Origin of the sequence: Herbaspirillum sp. VT-16-41, from assembly GCF_001994935.1 — a bacterium.
GTDB lineage: Bacteria > Pseudomonadota > Gammaproteobacteria > Burkholderiales > Burkholderiaceae_D > Herbaspirillum > Herbaspirillum frisingense.
Genome location: NZ_MUXB01000168.1, coordinates 24,727 through 43,712, shown reverse-complemented (window position 1 = coordinate 43,712; position 18,986 = coordinate 24,727). Strand labels below are relative to the sequence as shown.

The 18,986-nt window shown below is 63.3% G+C and carries 18 protein-coding genes; 13 read left to right on the top strand and 5 right to left on the bottom strand.

The genetic code is table 11. From position 1 onward, the window contains the following. Positions 1 to 391: 391 nt before the first annotated feature. Positions 392 to 1,423, bottom strand: a complete 1,032-nt coding sequence (locus BTM36_RS24685; protein WP_006462812.1) for an aldo/keto reductase — start codon at positions 1,421 to 1,423, stop codon at positions 392 to 394. Beyond that, complete coding sequence (locus BTM36_RS24680) at positions 1,420 to 1,863, bottom strand: MerR family transcriptional regulator (RefSeq protein WP_077238331.1); 444 nt, start codon at positions 1,861 to 1,863, stop codon at positions 1,420 to 1,422. The genes BTM36_RS24685 and BTM36_RS24680 overlap by 4 nt, the downstream gene beginning before the upstream one ends. A 181-nt stretch (positions 1,864 to 2,044) precedes the next feature. Between BTM36_RS24680 and BTM36_RS24675 the strand changes: the two genes are divergently transcribed. Next, the gene (locus tag BTM36_RS24675) at positions 2,045 to 2,788 is read left to right on the top strand and encodes a 2-keto-4-pentenoate hydratase (RefSeq protein WP_077238330.1); all 744 of its coding nucleotides are present in this window, start codon (positions 2,045 to 2,047) and stop codon (positions 2,786 to 2,788) included. 45 nt (positions 2,789 to 2,833) lie between these two features. Here BTM36_RS24675 and bla read toward each other — a convergent pair whose 3' ends face one another. Next, positions 2,834 to 3,733, bottom strand: coding sequence for a class A beta-lactamase (bla, locus tag BTM36_RS24670; RefSeq protein WP_077238329.1), 900 nt, complete (start codon positions 3,731 to 3,733; stop codon positions 2,834 to 2,836). Positions 3,734 to 3,857: 124 nt separating this feature from the next. Here bla and BTM36_RS24665 point away from each other — a divergent pair, with 124 nt between their 5' ends. Together BTM36_RS24665 and BTM36_RS28480 are read left to right on the top strand one after the other, a co-directional pair. Then, a complete protein-coding gene (locus tag BTM36_RS24665) occupies positions 3,858 to 4,721 on the top strand; it encodes a LysR family transcriptional regulator (RefSeq protein ID WP_077238328.1) in 864 nt (287 codons plus the stop codon). A gap of 233 nt (positions 4,722 to 4,954) precedes the next feature. Further along, complete coding sequence (locus tag BTM36_RS28480) at positions 4,955 to 5,104, top strand: hypothetical protein (protein ID WP_006462807.1); 150 nt, start codon at positions 4,955 to 4,957, stop codon at positions 5,102 to 5,104. Between the two features lie 224 nt (positions 5,105 to 5,328). Here BTM36_RS28480 and BTM36_RS24660 read toward each other — a convergent pair whose 3' ends face one another. Together BTM36_RS24660 and BTM36_RS24655 are read right to left on the bottom strand one after the other, a co-directional pair. Then, the gene (locus BTM36_RS24660) at positions 5,329 to 5,742 is read right to left on the bottom strand and encodes a RidA family protein (RefSeq protein WP_006462806.1); all 414 of its coding nucleotides are present in this window, start codon (positions 5,740 to 5,742) and stop codon (positions 5,329 to 5,331) included. Between the two features lie 43 nt (positions 5,743 to 5,785). Then, on the bottom strand, positions 5,786 to 6,745 hold the full coding sequence (locus BTM36_RS24655; protein WP_006462805.1) for an agmatinase: 960 nt from the start codon (positions 6,743 to 6,745) through the stop codon (positions 5,786 to 5,788). 185 nt (positions 6,746 to 6,930) lie between these two features. Here BTM36_RS24655 and BTM36_RS24650 point away from each other — a divergent pair, with 185 nt between their 5' ends. From BTM36_RS24650 to BTM36_RS24605, 10 genes are all read left to right on the top strand, one after another. Next, the gene (locus BTM36_RS24650) at positions 6,931 to 7,830 is read left to right on the top strand and encodes a LysR family transcriptional regulator (protein WP_006462804.1); all 900 of its coding nucleotides are present in this window, start codon (positions 6,931 to 6,933) and stop codon (positions 7,828 to 7,830) included. A gap of 312 nt (positions 7,831 to 8,142) precedes the next feature. Next, entirely contained in the window at positions 8,143 to 9,084 is a 942-nt protein-coding gene (locus tag BTM36_RS24645) for a MurR/RpiR family transcriptional regulator (RefSeq protein ID WP_039874981.1), read from the top strand. Positions 9,085 to 9,235: 151 nt separating this feature from the next. Continuing rightward, positions 9,236 to 10,024, top strand: coding sequence for a transporter substrate-binding domain-containing protein (locus BTM36_RS24640; protein WP_039874933.1), 789 nt, complete (start codon positions 9,236 to 9,238; stop codon positions 10,022 to 10,024). A gap of 17 nt (positions 10,025 to 10,041) precedes the next feature. Continuing rightward, the gene (locus BTM36_RS24635; protein WP_077238327.1) at positions 10,042 to 11,430 is read left to right on the top strand and encodes an MmgE/PrpD family protein; all 1,389 of its coding nucleotides are present in this window, start codon (positions 10,042 to 10,044) and stop codon (positions 11,428 to 11,430) included. A 382-nt stretch (positions 11,431 to 11,812) separates the two neighbouring features. Then, positions 11,813 to 12,580, top strand: a complete 768-nt coding sequence (locus BTM36_RS24630; protein ID WP_077238326.1) for a dienelactone hydrolase family protein — start codon at positions 11,813 to 11,815, stop codon at positions 12,578 to 12,580. Positions 12,581 to 12,752: 172 nt separating this feature from the next. Then, on the top strand, positions 12,753 to 13,475 hold the full coding sequence (locus tag BTM36_RS24625; RefSeq protein ID WP_077238325.1) for a gluconate 2-dehydrogenase subunit 3 family protein: 723 nt from the start codon (positions 12,753 to 12,755) through the stop codon (positions 13,473 to 13,475). A 2-nt stretch (positions 13,476 to 13,477) separates the two neighbouring features. Continuing rightward, positions 13,478 to 15,259, top strand: a complete 1,782-nt coding sequence (locus tag BTM36_RS24620; RefSeq protein ID WP_077238324.1) for a GMC family oxidoreductase — start codon at positions 13,478 to 13,480, stop codon at positions 15,257 to 15,259. A gap of 11 nt (positions 15,260 to 15,270) precedes the next feature. Beyond that, on the top strand, positions 15,271 to 16,596 hold the full coding sequence (locus BTM36_RS24615; RefSeq protein ID WP_174616914.1) for a cytochrome c: 1,326 nt from the start codon (positions 15,271 to 15,273) through the stop codon (positions 16,594 to 16,596). A 193-nt stretch (positions 16,597 to 16,789) separates the two neighbouring features. After that, positions 16,790 to 17,974 (top strand): ATP-binding protein, encoded by a 1,185-nt coding sequence (locus BTM36_RS24610; protein ID WP_077238323.1) that lies wholly within the window; start codon positions 16,790 to 16,792, stop codon positions 17,972 to 17,974. Then, on the top strand, positions 17,971 to 18,972 hold the full coding sequence (locus BTM36_RS24605; RefSeq protein WP_077238322.1) for a ParA family protein: 1,002 nt from the start codon (positions 17,971 to 17,973) through the stop codon (positions 18,970 to 18,972). The genes BTM36_RS24610 and BTM36_RS24605 overlap by 4 nt, the downstream gene beginning before the upstream one ends. The last annotated feature ends 14 nt before the right edge of the window (positions 18,973 to 18,986 follow it).

Here is an 18,986-nt window from a genome sequence, read left to right as displayed (position 1 = left end):
TCTCCTCTGTCGTTTTGAAGGTGGTAGGGCGTTTTTGACGCCCTGTTTTTTTATCCCCCGGACAGGTCATGTCCGGGTATTGATGCTGAACCTGCGCGCAGCGGCAGCCTGCCGACGGATGCGCTCAGCCGGCTGGCTGCAGCCTGGTGGTGAATGTCCCTGATCGTGGATTGTCGGCACGCGAATGCGGCTTTTTTTGTTGGTCGTAGTATTGGCATTTACGACAAGCAGAACAAGCGGGGCACCACGTAGAGCGACTCAGTAGGACTACGTAGGGATGGGGCGGAAGGTCGGTGGTTCGGGGAGGTCGCCGGCCCGGCGCCGAGGTCGGCGCCGGGTGCGGGGTCTGCTGCGGGATCGGCCAGGGGGCGGCCAGGGGGCGGCCAGAGAATCAGCCGTTGAGCAGTTTCATGCTGGCTTCGGTGTAGCGCTCACCGGCGGCGGCGCCGCGTGGGAAGACCGCATCCAGGTTCTGCAGATCCTGGGCAGAAAGCTTCACATTGCAGGCGCCGGCATTTTCTTCCAGATAGTGTCGGCGCTTGGTGCCGGGGATGGGGACCAGATGCGGGTCCTGGGCCATCACCCAGGCCAGTGCCAGCTGGCTCGGCGTGCAGCCGTGCTGGCTGGCGATTTCCTTCACTTTTGCCACCAATTGCAGGTTGCGCTGGAAATTCTCGCCCTGGAAGCGCGGATTGCTGCGCCGGAAATCATCCTCGGCCAGATCCTCGACGCGCTGGATGGCGCCGCTCAGGAAACCCCGGCCCAGCGGGCTGTAGGCCACGAAGCCGATGCCCAGTGCGCGGCAGGTGGCCAGCACGTCGCTTTCCGGGTCGCGCGTCCACAGCGAATATTCGCTCTGCAGCGCGGTGACCGGGTGCACCCGGTGCGCCCGCTCCAGCGTCGCCGATGACGCCTCGGACAGGCCGATGTAGCGGATCTTGCCGGCCCGCACCAGGTCGGCCAGCACGCCCATGCTGGCTTCGATGGGGGTGTTGGGATCGATGCGGTGCTGGTAGTAGAGGTCGATGGCCTCGATGCCCAGGCGCTTGAGGCTGCCCTCGACCGCTTGCCGGATATAGGCCGGGCTGCCGTCCACGCCGCGCACGGTGGGATCGGCCGGGTCGCGCTTGAAGCCGAACTTGGTGGCGATGAAGAACTTGTCGCGGCGCCCCTTGATGGCACGTCCGACCAGCTCTTCATTGGTGTAGGGGCCGTACATGTCGGCCGTGTCCAGCAGGTTGATGCCCAGCTCCAGGGCGCGGTCGATGGTGGCTAGCGATTCCTGGTCGTCGCGCCGGGCGTAGAAATCGCTCATGCCCATGCAGCCCAGGCCGATGGCCGAGACCAGCGGGCCGTTGCTGCCCAGTCGGCGGGTACCGACGGCGGATTCCGGTTGCAGGTGGGAGGTGATGGGTTCGGTCATGGTGCAATCCTTTCTTTGGTTGAGGCCGGTCGGGGCAGCCCTGCCGGAATCGCCGGCGCCATGCGCGCCTGCTGTTCCAGGGTGTCGTACAGCACCAGCTTGTGGTGCAGCACGGCCAGGTTTTCCTGCAGTTCGGCCAGGGTTTGCTGGACGCTTAGCGTATGGGCCTGCAGCATCGCCTTGCGTTCCATGACACTCTCCACGGTATTGCCGTCGCGCCGCAGCTCGGCGTAGCGCAGCATGGCGCGCACCGGCAGGCCGGTGGCCTTGAGCTTCTTCAGGAAGGCGATCCAGTTCAGGTCTTCCTGGGTATAGCGCCGGTGCCGGTTGTCGCGCCGCTCGACCGGGTCGAGCAGGCCTATCCTCTCGTAGTAGCGCAGGGTATGCACCGACAGGCCGGTGGCCGCAGCAGCTTGGGCAATGGTCAGGGAAGAGGTCATGGCAGCCAGTCTAGAAGTTGGAGTGCGCTCGAAGTCAAGCGGGCATCGCTGCATTATCGGCCTGTCAGGATGGGCGCGCTGATCGTGGCCAAGATCGGGCCGCGAAGCTGTGCCTTGGGCGATGGCCGCAGCAGACAGTACAATGCGCGCTGCCCATTCCCCTCTCATTGCCGGAGCCCTCATGCACATCGACGCCGCCACCCAACTTCTGCTCGACGCCCGCCACAGCGGCCTGGCCCTGGACTGGCGCCGGCTGGCGGTGGGCGACGCCGAGACCGCCTACGCGGTGCAGGATGCGCAACTGCGCCGGCTGGGGCCGGTGGGCGGGTGGAAGGTGGGCAGCAAGGGCGATGGCAGCACGCCCGGCTGCGCGCCCCTGCCGCTGTCGGGCATCCTGCCCTCGGGCGCCCGACTGGCCGGGCCGCAGTGGCGCATGCGCGGGCTGGAAGTGGAACTGGCCTTGCGGGTGGGGCGCGATTTCGATCCCGGCACGCAACTGCCCGACGAGGCCGAACTGCGCACCGTCTTCGACGCCATCCTGCCGGCTATCGAAGTGGTGGAGACGCGCCTGGGACATCCGCCCTGCGGCAATCCCTGGGCCGGCATGGCCGACCTGCAGAGCCATGGCGCGCTGGTGACCGGTCAGCCCCAGCCGCTGCCGCCGCAGTTGTCATTGCGCACGGTCGAGGCCAGCCTGGTCATCGATGGCCAGCCCATCACCCGCACCAGCGGCGGCAACCCGGCCGACCTGTGGCCCATGCTGGGCTGGCTGGCGCAGCATTGCGCCCAGCGCGGCCAGCCCTGGCGCCGGGGTCAGATCATCACCACCGGCTCCTGTACCGGCCTGCAACTGGCGCGCGGCGGTCTGCTGGTGGAAGCCGCGCTGGAAGGCGTGGGTGCGGTGTCGCTGCAGTTTGCGAACTGAGCCTCAACTGAACCTCAACTGAACCTCAACTGAGCACGGACGCGCTCAGCCCATCACCTGCGCAATCAGGCGACCGACTTCGGCATGCACCGCGTCGCGCCGGGCCGCTTCGGCCGTGTTCTCGGTGAGATAGACCGCAAACAGCAGCGGCGCGCCCTGCGGCGTCCACACCACTCCCACGTCGTTGGCCGTACCGCGGTCACCGGTCCCGGTCTTGTCTCCCACCTTCCAGCCCGCCGGCAGGCCGGCGCGCACGCGCTTGTCGCCGGTCTGGTTGGCCAGCAGCCACTGCGTGATCTGCTCGCGCGAGGCTGGTGCCAGGGCATTGCCCAGCACCACCTGGCGCAGGTCGGCGGTCATGGCGGCCGGGGTGGTGGTGTCACGCGGGTCGCCGGGGATGGCTTCGTTGAGCGTGGGTTCGTTGCGGTCCAGGCGTGTAAGCTCGTCGCCCAGCGTCCGCACGAAACCGGTCAGCCCGGCCGGGCCGCCCATGCTGGCCAGCATCAGGTTGGCGGCGGTATTGTCAGACAGCGTGATGGCCGCCTCGCACAACTGCGCCATGGACAGGCCGGCGCCACCAGTGTGCTTGCCGGTGGTGGGCGAGTAGGGGACCAGGTCCTGCTGGCGATAGACGATGCGCCTTGCCAGGCGCTCCCGGCCTTCATCGACCCGGCGCAGCACCGCTGCCGCCGCCAGGAACTTGAAGGTACTGCACATGGGGAAGCGCTCGTCGGCGCGATAACCCCACTGCCGGCCATGGACGGTATCCACCAGCGATACGCCCAGGCGGCCGCCGATATCGGCTTCCAGCTGCGCCAGTTTCTGAACGATACTGGACGAGTCCATAGTTTTACTTGCGCCTTGTACCTCGCCAGCCCAGCTACGGCTGATCAGGCCACCGGCCGCCAGGGCCGTGAGGGCCAGGAAGTTGCGTCTTCCGGACATGTTTTCTCCTAGTAATTTGTTGATTGCGGGTTTGCGACAGGCCAGATCATAGGCAGTGGCGGCGATGACCACAATTCATGATAATTGGCCGTAGACCCAAGAAAATCTGATGCCTGGAGACTCCATGTATTTGCCGTTGAATGCCTTGCGCGCCTTCGAGATGTCGGCCCGCCACCTGTCCTTCACCCGCGCCGCCGAGCAATTGAGCGTGACCCAGACGGCCGTGAGCATGCAGGTCAAGAACCTGGAACAGCGCCTCGGCGTGGCCCTGTTCCGGCGCTTGCCGCGTGGCCTGGCGCTGACCGATGAGGGACAGGCGCTGCTACCGGTGGTGGCCCAGTCCTTCGGGCGCATCGCCGACGTGCTGGGTCAGTTCGAGCATGGCCGTCGCCGCGAAGTGCTCACCGTGGGCGTGGTCGGCACCTTTGCCGTGGGCTGGCTGATGCCGCGCCTGCGGGAATTCCAGCAGAACCATCCCTTCGTCGACCTGCGCCTGCTGACCAACAACAACCGGGTCGATCTGGCCGGCGAGGGTCTCGATTATGCGATCCGCTTTGGCGATGGTGCATGGCATGGCACCGAGGCTGAACGTCTGTTCGAGGCGCCGCTGGCGCCGATGTGCGCGCCGGCCCTGGCCGCGCAATTGCGCAGCCCTGCCGACCTGGCGAGCCAGACCCTGCTGCGTTCCTACCGCAGCGACGAGTGGAACCAGTGGTTCGCCGCCGCCGGCGCGCCTTGCCCGCCCTTGCGCGGCTTCGTGTTCGACTCCTCGCTGGCGCTGGCCGAAGCGGCTGCCCAGCAGGCCGGTGTAGCCTTGCTGCCGGTACTGATGTTCGAGCGGGAGCTGCGCCAGGGGCGGCTGGTCTGCCCCTTCGAGACCGGCATCGTCACCGGTGCCTACTGGCTCACCCGCCTCAAATCCCGGCCGCAGGGGGCGGCCATGACGGCGTTTCGCGACTGGCTGCAGGGGCATGCGGCCGGGATGTAGGCGCGCCGGAAGTGAGGATTACCTGCAACAGGAAGTCAATGTCAGAAAATTCCTGATAGACGCGGCCGCCGCATGCAAATAGAATAAATCATATAAACAATTTATACGGTTCGTGCCGGGCCGTGAAGCGGGTGATGTGGGTGGGGTGGTAAAGCCGGCATGGGTGGTTCGTCAAGCACTGACACCATCCGCCAACAGACAGCCAACAGAGGCACATTGAAAGGGGGTTAGTCATGCACTACTTCGCAAAGCTCTATCGCAAGCTGGTCGATTACCTGAACGATTCCAGCGAACTGGACACCGGTTCCCATCGTGGCGCGCCGCATAGCTGCAGCCTGTACTCGGGTTTGTCGACAATGTCGCGCGACAACTCTTCCCGCTGATCCTCCCGCTGATCCTCACGCCGGCGGCCCCTGGTCGCCGGTTACGGAGCGGGACTTTGCTGCCCGCACCGCCTGCCTCCTGCCTCCCGCTTCCCGCTTCCCGCTACGCCCCATTCCACCGCGCCGCACCAAAAAAAGGCCGCATCATCGATGCGGCCCAAGTACTGCTACTTACCGGAAGTGTTTCAGTACCGCACCTGGCGGTCACTGCATAAAGGTCTGATCTAGTCGGGAATCACCGCCGTGGCATCCACCTCGACCAGGTATTCCGGACGGGCGAAGGCGGTCACCACGATCCCCGTCGAGACCGGATAGACGCCCTTGAGCCACTTGCCCACCACCGTATAGACATCCTCGCGGAAACGCGGGTCGGAGATATAGATGGTGAGCTTGCAGATATGGTCCAGCTGGCTGCCGGCTTCCTTGAGCAGCATGTCGATGTTCTTCATGGCCTGTTCGGTCTGTCCCTTGACGTCGCCGATGCAGACGCTCTCGGAGGTATCGAGGTCCTGGCCGATCTGTCCCCGCAGGAAGACCATGGTGCCGCGGGCCACCACGGCCTGGCAGAGGTCATTGTCCAGCTTCTGTTCGGGATAGGTTTCACGAGTGTTGAACTTGCGGATGCGGGTATGGGCCATGTCGGTTCCGGAAATGGGTGGTTGGGATAGTGAGCGGGGCTTCTTACTTCTTGTCGAAATAGCCGGCGCGGATGGTGGCGCCGATGAGATTGACGATCAGGCGGCCGGCGGTGACGCCACTGATCTTGCTGGCATTGTCCTTGGCCGGCTGGATTTCCACGATGTCCATGCCCACCACGCGGCCCTTGCGCACCAGGCCGTGGATCAGCTTGCGCGCCTGCAGGAAGGTGACGCCGCCCGGCGCGGGGCCATCGACGGCCGGCATGATGGCGCAGTCCAGGCCATCGGCATCGATGGTCAGATAGTAGTTGCCGCCATCGGGAATGCGCGCCAGCACCGCATCCATGCCGATGTCGTGCAATTCATAGGCGCTGATCAGGTCGGCACCCCATTCCTTGGCGGCGCGATAGTCGGCCGGCCGCCCGCTGCCCTGGGCGCGCAGGCCGATCTGTACGATGTGCTTGACGTAGGGCAGTTCCGAGGCACGGCGGATCACGCTGGACAGGCCGTCGCGCACGCCGTTGACCTCGTCGCGCCAGTCGAGGTGGGCATCGATGTGGACCAGCGTGATCGGCCCGACTTCATCGAAGCCGCGCAGCACCGGGTTGGTGATGCCATGGTCGCCACCCAGCACGATGGGCAGGGCGCCGCCGCGCAGGATCTGGCGCACCGCGCTCTCGGCACGCTGCTTGTGCAGCTCCGGCTGGGCCAGGTCGGGCAGGACATCGCCGCAATCGACGAAGCGGATATCCTCGCGCTCCTGCAGCAGCGGGCCATCGATATCGAAGTCATAGTGGCTGGGATGACGCACCATGCGATCGCTCAGGTCGCGCAGGGCCTGCGGCGCATTGGTCTGGTCGTTGCTGTACTGGCGCGGGCCGTAGGCGGCGCCGAAGGGGACCCCCAGGACCGCAATGTCGGCCTTGAAGTCGGTGAGGTCGGTGACCAGCTCCGAATACAGCAGGGTCTTGTGGCCGGTGCGCGGTGCGGTGAGATTGTCCATGGATGGTTTCCTGATAGAAGAAATGCAGCGGGCCTGCATGCATCGATGAGGCAGCGATGGGCCGCTGTGGATGCATTCACTGTAGTGAGTCGCGGTGATGATAGAAAATGATTCTTTTGGAGGTATAGTTTCATTTTTCGAGACTTTGCAATTTCACCGCAACGGTGCATGCAGACAGGAGCGTCATGATCAGGCTGGATTTCGATGAGCGCGACCTGCGCTCGCTGCGGGTCTTCTGCAACGTCGCCGAGGCCGGTGGTTTCGCCGCCGCCGAGCGGGTGCTGCTGATGTCCAAGGCCTCCATCAGTCGCCATGTACGCGAGGTGGAGGAACGCCTGGGCGTACGCCTGTGCGAGCGTGGACCAGCCGGCTTCCGGCTCACGCCCGAGGGCGAGGTGGCGCTCAAGCTGGCCACCACCGCCCTGCGTTCGCTGGAGCGCATCCGTCCCGAGATCGATGCCGTGCATGGTGTGCTGTCCGGGCCGCTGGCGCTGGGGGTGGTGGAGCATGCCCTGAGTCATCCCGATTGCAAGTTGCCGCAGGCCATCGCCGCGCTCAAGCGGCGCGCGCCCCAGGTGCAGCCGCGCATCGAGGTGATGACCTTTCCCGAACTGAACCAGGCGCTGCGCGAGCAACGGGTCGATATCGCCATTCGCGGCCGTTATCCGGGCGATGATGAATTCGATTACCTGCCGCTGTTCGTCGAGAGCCATCGCCTCTATGGCGCCGTGCGCAAGGAGGGCGGCGAGCCGCGCAAGGCGGTCTGGCCCCTGGTCTACCGGCCCCATCCCTATGTCGATCAGGTGCTGGCCGGCGATGGATACGAGCGCGGGCCGGAGGCCGGTGGCCTGGAAGCCATCGCCCTGCTGGTGGCCAGCGGTGACTATGTCGGCCTGCTGCCCACCCACTACGCGCAATTGATCGGCAAGCGTTATGCCCTGCGCGCGCGCCGCGCCAGTCCCACCTTCGTCCATCCCATCTGCGCCGTGACCGACCCGCACCGTCCTTCCACGCACCGCGCTGAACTGTTCCTCTCCCTGCTGCGCGAATTGCACATCCGCTCCGCCGCCCATCTGTCGAGCTGAGGGAGCAGCATCGCCCACGGCTTTGCGTCGGCGTGGGGCGTGATGTCCCATGACGGGGCGCTGCGCCGCGGCTGACACGGTCCGGGTGCCGCGCCATCCCCACGGCGCGGGAGAGGCGGTCGATACAGCAAGGGCCGATTTCTGTTTCGTTTGTATCGCCCCCGGTCGTCGCCGGGACGGGGCAAGCCCGGTGGCAGGCCCGTGCTGATGCAGGCCAAGCGCGGACGCAAATGGTTCATTTGTATCGTTTGCATCGGCAATTGGCACACATGTTGCTCATGCAGGGCTATCTTCCGCCCCTTGCCCTGCATCGTGAACCAAGCTGCGCTGACCGCCCTCATCAAGGAACGCTTCGACCGCCTGCCGCGCCAGGTGCGGGAGGTGGCTGCCTTCGTGCTGGATCACCCGCATGAGGTGGCGGTGCTGTCCATGCGCGAACAGGCGCGCCTGATCGAACTGCCACCGTCCACCATGACGCGCTTTGCCAAGGCGCTCGGGCTGTCCGGCTACGACGCCGTGCGCGAAGTGTTCAAGGCCAGCCTGCGCAGCCACGGCAGCGAATTCGGTTCACGCGCCCAGGGCCTGGTGGAGTTGCACCAGCGCATCGGCGAGGAAGCCCTGGCCATGGACCTGGTGCAGACCGCCGAGGCGCAGATACGCTCCTTCGCCAGCGGCTCCACCATGCCGGCCATTATGCGCGCGGCCAAGCTGCTGTCGGCGGCACGTGACATCTTTTGCCTGGGCCTGCGCGGTTCCTTCCCGGTGGCCTTCCAGTTCGCCCATGTGTGTGAATTCTTTGCGCGCAATGTCACGCTGGTGGATGGCGCCGGCGAGAGCGGCATCATGAAGCTGATGCACCAGCCCTCCTCGCGCGACGTGGCGCTGATCTGCAGCATGGCGCCGCATTCGCGCCGGGCCATGTCGATCGCCACCCATCTGCAGAAGGCCGGCGTGCGGCTGGTGGTCATCACCGACAGCGCCAGCTCGCCCATGGCGCGCATGGCCAGCGAAGCCATCATCGTGCCCAACAAGGGCGCGTCGTTCTTCGATACCTTGCTGCCGGCCTTTCTGGTGGCAGAAATCCTGGCGGCGCTCATGGCCGCCACCGCAAAGATCAACATCAAGTCACAGATCGCCGACACCGAGAGAAAACTCTGGGGCGTGGGCGAATGGTGGGGCAGCCAGGGCGAGGAAGCTCCCGCGCTGGAACCGCGCGCGGCTGCGCCCACCCGCAACAGACGACGCCGCACCTGAAGAGGCAGCAGCGCAAAAAGCATTACCGGAGCGGCGCATGCCCGAGACATGCGACGGACAACAAGCACGCCAGAAGGCGGCAGGGGCTCGCCCCAGGTTCTCGAACTTTCTTACTGCGTATCGACGGAGCTTGGCTCCAGAAAGGTTTTCCATGAAACGCCGCTCCCTACTTGCCATGCTGACTCTTGCGGCTGGCCTGGCCGTGGCCAGCTCGCCCGTGCTGGCCGACGACCTCTACAGCACCATCATGGCGCGCAAGTCCATCCGCGTGGCCGTGCCGACCGACTACCCGCCCTACGGCTCGGTGGGCAGTGACATGACCCCGCGTGGCTACGACATCGACATGGCGCAACTGATCGGCAAGAAACTCGGCGTGAAGGTCGAACTGGTGCCGGTGACCGCGCCCAACCGCATCGCCTACCTGCAGACCAACAAGGCCGACATCACCATCTCGTCGCTGGGCAAGACCGCCGAACGCGCCAAGGTGGTGGACTTCAGCCTGGCCTATGCGCCGTTCTTCGATGCGGTGTTCGGCACCAAGAAGGTCAAGGCCACCAGCTTCGCCGAACTCAACGGCAAGACCATCTCGGTGACCCGTGGCTCGATGCAGGACCAGGAGCTGGAACAGCTGGCGCCGGGCGCGGTGGTCAAGCGCTTCGAGGACAACAATGCCACGCTGTCGGCCTTCCTGGCCGGGCATGTGCAGATGTTCGCCACCGGCACCACGGTTGCCGCCGCGCTGCAGAAGATGAACCCCTCGCTGGACATGGAACTGAAGGTGATCCTGGCCAATGCGCCTTGCTACGTGGCCATGCCCAAGGGTGAATCGACCCTGCTGGCGAAGATCAACATGATCATCCGCGAAGCCCGCGCCGATGGCACCATCGACAAGTTCTCGCAGACCTGGCTGGGCGCCCCGGCCGGGCAGCTGCCGGATTGAGCGTGCCGCACTGCGCCATGACAGGCGATGCGCCGGGTGTGAGCCTCGCCATCCCTGCCATGGCACGCTGGCTGGTGCTGCAGGAGGCGGGGAGCATCCCGCCGCGCATCCGCCGCATCGCCCTGCATAGCCTCATCGATACCCTCGGCGTGATCAGCGCCGGTGGTCGCACCCGCGTGGCGGCACATGCCCGCCTGCTGGTGCAGGGCGATGGCGCGGCCGGTACCTGTGGCCTGGCCGGCAGCGACCAGCGCACGCAGGCGCGCCACGCCGCGCTGGTCAATGCGGTGGCCGCGCATGCGCTGGACTTCGATGACAACTGCTATGCCGGTTTCGTCCACGGTTCGGCGGTGATCGTGCCGGCCGCGCTGGCGGTGGCCCAGCAGATCGATGCCGATGGCCAGGCCCTGTTGACGGCCCTGGTGGTCGGCGCCGAATGCCAGTACACGCTGGGTCTGGCAAGCGACAACCGGCTCTACCGGCGCGGCTGGTGGAGCAGCGGGATACTCGGCCCCATCGGGGCCTGCGCGGCGGCAGCCTGGCTGCTGCGTCTGGACGAGCTGCAGGTCGCGCATGCACTCGGCCTGGCCGCTGCCAGTGCGGCTGGCATCAAGGCCGGCTTCGGCACCGACGCCAAGGCCCTGCTGGCCGGCCGCGCCGCCGAGGCCGGGGTAATGGCGGCCCGGCTGGCACTGGCCGGCGCCACCGGCCCGGTCGATGCCTTCGAGCATCGCCATGGCGTTGCGCATCTTTTCAATGACGATCATTTCGACGGCAGCGTCTTCAGCGCGCTGGGGCAACGCTGGACGCTGGAAGATCCGGGGCTGGACGTCAAGCGCATCCCGGTCTGCCTGTCTTCGCATGCCGCCGTCGATGTGGTGGTGGAGTTGATCGCGGCGCATGGTGTGCGCAGCGAGGAGATTCTTGCCATCCGTTGCGACGTGCCACCCATTGTGATCGCCAACCTGATCCATGATCGTCCACAGACGCCGCAGCAGGCACAGTTCAGCATGCCCTTCGCCATCGCGGCGGCGGTGCTGCACGACGGGCCGCGCCTGCAGGACCTCGAGGCGGGGCGGCTGGCGCAGGCCGACATGATCGCGCTCATGGCCAGGGTCAGCATGTGCAGTAGCACGCAATGGCAGGAGCCGGCGCGGCAGCAGCAGGCCCCAGAGGGGGCCGAGGTCTGTATCGAATTGAGTGATGGCCGGCAGTTGCGTGGCCGTCGCGATGCGCCGCGTGGCGCAGCACGCGAGCCTTTGACACCGGACCAGCGGCGCGAGAAATTCCTGGAATGCCTGCGCTACGGTGGCATCGATGAGCACATCGCCCACGAGCGGCTGGCACAGCTGGAGGGGATGGAGGCGCTCACTGCCGTACGCACCCTGTTCCCCTTCTCAGCCTGAACGGATCAGCGCGCCCCGAGGATGTGGGCAATCCGTTCGTCGTTGGCGGGGTGGCTGGACAGGTAGGGTGACACGCTGCCGTCGGGTCGGGTAAAAATATTGCTCGCAGACAAATGTCAAGCCGAGCCCTTATCCATGCGGCTTGTATGGAGATTGTAGGGAAACACCTCGCGTTATGACGAGGTCAAGTGGTATGACCTCCTGCAGAAATGCACTGTTTGTGCGAACATTGTTGCCCTGATGTGGTCAAGGTGAAGGCATTGCTGAGCTGGTTTCCAGCTTGCGTTGTCAATCTGCGGCCGCAATCCGCGCCTAAATAAAAGTTTCCTGAGCGCCGGCCGGTCTCCACACCGGCCGGCGTTTTCCACCCAAAGGAGCCTCCATGTCCACGTCCTGGAATACCGCCGCCATTGCCGCCAAGCTCGGCATTGCGGTGACCGATCTTGCCCTCGAAACGATTTCCCACAGCGCCGACGGCGTCGATTACGAAAGCGTCCTGCTCTACAACAAAGCCCAGCCGCCTGTCTCGGGCGTGCTGTCGGTGCCCAACTATTTCGGCCTGCGTCAGCAGGCACTGGAAATCGCCGCCACTACCATCGGAGCCGGCCATGCCATCCTGGTGGCCGACGTGTTCGGCAAGTCGGTACGTCCTACCGATGGTGACCAGGCCCTGGCCGCCATCATGCCCCTGAAGAAAGATCGCGCAGAACTGCGCCGGCGCATGCAGGCAGCGCTGAAGGTCTTGCGCGAGCAGAGCTTCGTGAAGCTCGCGGCCGACAAGATCGGCGCCTGCGGCTTCTGCTTCGGCGGCACGGCCGCGCTGGAACTGGCCCGTGATGGCGCCGAACTGCGCGGCACGGTCTCGTTGCACGGTGCGCTCGATACCCCGGCGCCGGCCGAAAGCAAGATCAAGGGCGCGGTGCTGGTGCTGCATGGCGTACAGGACCCTTCGGTCCCGCGTGAGCAGGTCAATGGCTTCATCGACGAGATGAGCGCGCTGAAGATCGACTGGCAACTGGTCAACTATGGCCAGGCCGGCCACTCCTTCACCGATCCGGATGCCAACAATCCCGGCTTCTTCTATCACCGCCAGACCGCCGAGCGCGCCGCCGTGGCGCTGCAGGCCTTCTTCGGCGAAGTGCTGGCCTGAGTTCGGACCGTGTTCCTGACCCTGTCGGTCGGCGCCAGGAGCCGGCCGGCAGGGGGCATCACCACAACAACAAGAGATAGACGTCCATCAAGGGGCGGGGTGTATCCCTGCTTCCGGCCGTGGCGTAGCGTCCGTGTTTTCCCTCGTCAAATCCCACGTCCAAAGGATAGTCATGTCACAAGATAAAGAGCCGAGGCGGCGTTTCCTGCGCCAGGTATTGGCCATCGTCCCAGCAGCAACAACGCTAGGCGGCGCCACTACCGTCGCAGTCAGCCAGCAGGCAATCGCCGACAGCGGCTCACCGGGCAAGCCCCGCGCCTACACCCCCACCTACTTCAACGCGGCCGAATGGGCCTTCATCAACGCCGCCGTCGATCACCTGATTCCCTCCGACCAGTACGGTGCCGGTGCCCTCGAAACGGGCGTGCCGGAGTTCATCGACCGCCAGATGGAAACCCCCTATGGCGCCGGCAAGCTGTGGTACATGCAAGGCCCTTTCCATCCTGACAGCGTTCCCGAACTGGGTTACCAGCTTTCGCTGGTGCCGCGTGACATCTATCGCCAGGGTATCGCCGCCTGCAACGACTGGTGCAGCAAGAACCACGGCAAGGTCTTCGCCGAACTGGACAAGGCCAAGCAGCTGGAAGTGCTGAAGATGATGGAAGGCGGCAAGATCGCCTTCGAGACCGTCCCGGCCAAGACCTTCTTCAGCTTCATGCTGGGCAATACCAAGGAAGGCTACTTCGCAGACCCGATGTACGGCGGCAACCAGAAGATGGGCGGCTGGAAGATGGTTGGCTTCCCCGGCGCGCGTGCCGACTACGCCGACTGGGTCGATCAATACAACGTTAAATATCCATACGGCCCCGTGTCGATTCTGGGAGAGAAGGGCTGATCATGGCTATCAAAAAAGACAAAGTGGATGTAGTGATGGTGGGCCTGGGCTGGACCGGTTCCATCATGGGCATGGAACTCACCGAAGCCGGCCTGAACGTGCTGGCGCTGGAACGCGGCGACATGCGCGACACCAATACCGACACGCCCTATCCCAAGGCCGTCGATGAACTGAAATACTCCGTGCGCGGCGCACTGTTCCAGGACCTCTCGCGCGAGACCGTGACCATCCGTCACACCCTCTCCGACGTGGCTGTCCCGTATCGCCAGCATGGTTCCTTCCTGCTCGGCGATGGCGTGGGCGGTGCCGGTTTCCACTGGAACGGCATGATGTACCGCAACCTGCCCGAAGAGCTGGAGATGCGCACCCACCACGAGCAGAAGTACGGCAAGAAATTCATTCCCGAGGACATGACCATCCAGGATCACGGCGTGACCTACAAGGAACTGGAGCCGTTCTACGATTTCTCGGAAAAGGTCATGGCCGTCTCCGGCAAGGCCGGCAACCTCAAGGGCAAGATCGTCCCCGGCGGCAACCCGCTGGAAGGCGAACGCACCGACGAATTCCCGACCCCGCCGCTGCAATACCAGTACAGCGCCTCGCTGGTGGAAAAGGCCATGCGCGACGTCGGTTACCACCCGTATCCGGCACCCGCTGCCAATGCTTCGCAGCCTTTCACCAACCCGTATGGCGTGCGCATCGGCCCCTGCAACTACTGCGGCTTCTGCGAAAACTACGGCTGCTACATGTATTCCAAGGCCTCGCCGCAGACCACCATCCTGCCGGTGCTGTTGAAGCGCAAGAACTTCGAGGTGCGCACCAAGGCCCAGGTGATCAAGGTCAACCTGGACGCCTCGGGCAAGCGCGCCACCGGCGTCACCTACATCGACGCCCAGGGCCGCGAAGTGGAACAGCCGGCCGACCTGGTGCTGCTGACCGCCTTCCAGACCCACAACGTGCGCCTGCTGCTGCTGTCCGGCATCGGCAAGCCCTATGACCCGGTCACCGGCGAAGGCGTGGTGGGCAAGAACTTCGCCTATCAGTACAACGGCGGCATCAACGTGGTCATGCCCAAGGGCACCCAGTTCAACCCCTTCATCGGCACCGGTGCCGGTGGCGTGGGCATGGACGACCTCAACGCCGACCAGTTCGACCACGGTCCGCTGGGCTTCATCGGCGGCGCCTCGATCCGTCACGTGCGCTATGGCGGTCGTCCCATCAAGCAGGCCGGTACCATGCCGGGCGAGAAGGTCCCCAACTGGGGTTCCGAGTGGAAGGCCAGCGTGCAGGACGCCTACCAGCGCACCCTGACCATCGGCATGTCCGGTTCGGTGATGGCCTATCGCGACTGCTACCTGTCGCTGGACCCGACCTACAAGGATGCCAATGGCCAGCCGCTGCTGCGCATGACCCTGAACTGGAAGGAAAACGAAGGCAAGATGCTGACCTACATCGCCGGCGAAATGGAAAAGGTGGGCCACGCCATGAACCCCGAGAAGGTGGTCAAGGCCGTGCGCAAGACCGGTTCGTCCTGGGATACCCGGGTCTACCAGTCCACCCACCTGACCGGTGGCGCGATCATGGGCACCACGCCCAAGAACAGCGTGGTCAACAAGTACCTGCAGAGCTGGGATGTGCCCAATGTGTTCGTGTATGGCGCCTCGGCGTTCCCGCAGAACATGGGCTACAACCCGACCGGGCTGGTCACGGCGCTGGCGTATCACTCCGCCAAGGCGATCCGCGAGCAGTATCTGAAAAACCCCGGCCCGCTGGTGCAGGCATAAGGATAACGACCATGATCAAGCATTATTTCATCGCCGCCTGCGCGGCAGTCATGTCGCTGTCCGCGTTCACCGCAGCAGCGCAAGGCACGACAGCGGCGCCGTCCGTCGACCAGCAACTGGTACAGCGCGGCGAATACTTGGCCAAGGCTGGCGACTGCGTGGCCTGCCACACGGCCAAGGGCGGCAAGCCGTTCGCGGGTGGTCTGGCCATCGCCACGCCCATCGGGACGGTATATTCGTCCAACATCACGCCCGACAAGGAACAGGGCATCGGCAGCTACAGCGAGGCCGATTTCGACCAGGCCCTGCGCCACGGCATCCGCAAGGATGGCGCGTCGCTCTACCCGGCCATGCCCTATCCGTCCTACGCCAAGGTCAAGCCGGCCGACGTGAAGGCCTTGTATGCCTACTTCATGAACGGCGTGCAGGCTGACCCCACGCCCAACCGTGGCGTGGACATCACCTGGCCGCTGTCGATGCGCTGGCCGCTGTCGCTCTGGCGCAAGGTATTCGCACCGGCGGTAGCGGTCGATGGTCCCGAGGACAACAGTCCTCTGGTTCGCGGCCAATACCTGGTCGAGGGCCTGGGCCACTGCGGCGCCTGCCACACCCCGCGTGGCGTGGGCATGCAGGAGAAGGCACTGAGCAATGACAGCAGCGCATTCCTCTCCGGCGGCGTGATCGATGGCTACCTGGCCAACAACCTGCGCGGCGATGCCCGCGACGGTCTGGGCAACTGGAGCGAGGCCGACATCGTGGCCTTCCTCAAGACCGGCCGCAACAGCCATTCCGCTGCCTTTGGCGGCATGGCCGAGGTGGTCGCCAACAGTACCCAGTACATGACCGAGCAAGACCTGGCGGCCATGGCCACGTACCTGAAGTCGCTGAAACCGGTGAAGGAAGGCACGGCCGCGCTGGCCTATGACGACAAGACCCACCAGGCCTTGCGCAAGGGCAGCGACCAGAGTCCGGGAGCGATGGCCTTCCTGAACAACTGCGCGGCCTGCCACCGCAGCAGCGGCAAGGGCTATGACGAGACCTTCCCGACCCTGGCGCTGTCGCCCACGGTCAATGCGGAAAATCCCGCTTCGCTGATCCGCATCGTGCTGGAAGGTGCAGAAATGCCCTGGACCCACAAGGCCCCGACGCAGTTCGCCATGCCGGCCTTCGGCAGCCGCCTGTCGGATCAGGAAGTGGCCGATGTGGTGACCTTCATCCGCAGCAGCTGGGGCAACCAGGCCTCGTCGGTGAGCGCTTCCGATGTGGCCAAGGTGCGCAAGCAATTGCCGGAGAAGAAGACAGTGGAGGCGGGAACTGCGCCGTTGGCCAAGCAATAGCGTTTAAAGTCTGGAATGCGCTCTGCTCTGAATGGCGAAAGTTAAGAGCAGAGAGCATGGAAGCCCACGCCGTGAAGGTGTGGGCTTTGTTTTTTGCTCGGCGGCTCGGTCATGTATGGGGGCCTTTGCAGGGCGCCTGCACAAGACCTGAAATGTATAATTGCCCGAATGAAGACAAGCTTTGGGGCTAGCAATGCTATCTAATCAGGAAGTGGTCGCTCTGGTATCAGACATGGAGTCAGACCGGATCGAAAGAACCGTTTCTCTTACGAACAAAGACAAATACTGCGAGGCGATCTGCGCGTTTGCGAACAATCTTCCGAACCATCGCCACCCAAGCTATCTTTTAATCGGCGTAACAGATGATGGCAAGGTTGCCGGGCTCACCATTTCCGATGATTTTTTGCTGACGCTTGGGGCGATCAGGTCAGAAGGAAATATATTGCCGCAGCCCTTTATAGGCGTGGACAGGTACAGCCTGGAGGGCGGTGAGATTGCTGTGGTGACGGTACACGCTTCTGACCTGCCACCTGTTCGTTATAAAGGACGGGTTCATATCAGAGTGGGGCCACGCAAGGCCATCGCCAACGAGCAAGAGGAGCGGGTATTGTCTGAGCGACGAGTGGCCCTGGCTCGTTCCTTTGATGCACAACCCGCACGTGAATCCACGATAGACGACCTTGCGCTAGGGCAATTCGATGCGTATAGACGGGAGGTCGTTGATGCCGAAACAATTGAAAGTAATCATAGGCCTGTTGAACAGCAACTGGCATCCTTGCGCTTATATGATCCCCAATCAAAGAATGCGACCAATGCCGGTTTGATTCTATTTGGGAAAAACACGCGTTTCTTCTTGCCCGGCGCCTACGTCCAATATCTGCAGCTACCCGGCACGGACCTGACGGACGAGCCTATTGATCAGGATGAGTTGGATGGCGATCTTAATACAGTCGTCCGAGCACTTGAGCTCAGGCTCAAATCGATCAACAAGACCCGGTTGCTCAAATTGACTGCGTTTGAAGAAAAGGAAGTGCAAGATTATCCGGAGCTCGCGCTCAGAGAGTTGCTGATGAATGCAGTCATGCACCGGAACTACAATAGCAATGCGCCGATCCGGTTTTATGTGTTCAGCGATCATATTGAAATTCAGAGCCCCGGCGGTTTATATGGTGAAGCTACTCCAGAAAATTTCCCTCTGCGAAATAGCTATCGCAATCCGGTGATCGCCGAGGCTATGAAATCACAAGGTTTTGTCAACCGCTTTGGCTATGGCGTTCAGCGTGCCCAAGCCAGGCTTGAAGCCAATGGAAATCGCCCAGCAGAGTTTGAGTTTGACACCCATACGGTCCTGGTCAAAATCTTTAAAAATATCCAATGAAGACAATCGCGTTTTTTAACAATAAGGGCGGCGTTGGAAAGACATCCCTTGTTTACCATCTGTCTTGGATGTTTGCGGATCACAACGTAAAGACCTTGGTGGTGGACCTGGATCCACAAGCCAATCTCACAGCCATGTTTCTCAGAGAGGAACGTCTAGAGGAGATTTGGCCGGATGGAGAACATCCCGATACCGTATTCGGTTCAATCAGGCCGATCCTCAGAGGTACAGGAGATATCGCCACGCCCCACGTTGAGAAGATCAATGAAAATCTGGGATTGATCTGCGGGGACCTTGGCCTTTCAAGGTTCGAAGACAAGCTGTCGGACGCTTGGCCGCGCTGTCATAACCAGGATGAGGCGTCTTTTCGGACGATGACTGCGTTTCACCGATTGATAGAACAAGGTGCTGCGTTCTGGAACGGTTCCGGCGCAGATCTGGTGTTAATTGATGTCGGGCCAAATCTTGGTGCGATCAATCGATCAGCGTTAATTGCCTCTGATCAGGTTTGTGTGCCACTGGCTCCCGATTTGTTTTCCTTGCAAGGTCTTAGAAATCTGGGCCCCGCCTTGAGAGATTGGCGGCGTGTCTGGGGAGATCTTGTTCTTAAAGCCCCTGAGGATCTTTCCATCCCTGCGGGTAGCATGACTCCAGTGGGTTACATCGTGATGCAGCACGGTATCCAGGATAGTTCGCCAGCGAAGTCGTATCGACGTTGGATGAATAGGGTGCCAAAGGTATATCGTGAATCTGTTCTGGATGAGAAAAGCTCCAGTCCGATGGAAGTGATCGAAGATCCCTTCTGCCTGGCAATGCTGAAGCACTACCGAAGTCTGATGCCCATGGCGATGGAAGCTCGAAAGCCGATTTTCTTCTTGAAGTCGGGTGACGGCGCCATTGGCTCACACCTGGAGGCAGTGAAAAATTGCTATGGAGATTTCGATAAGCTGGCAAAAAAAATCGCGGCTGCGGCCGGAATTGCTTACCAGAGCATTTGAGCAGACTGCTCTAA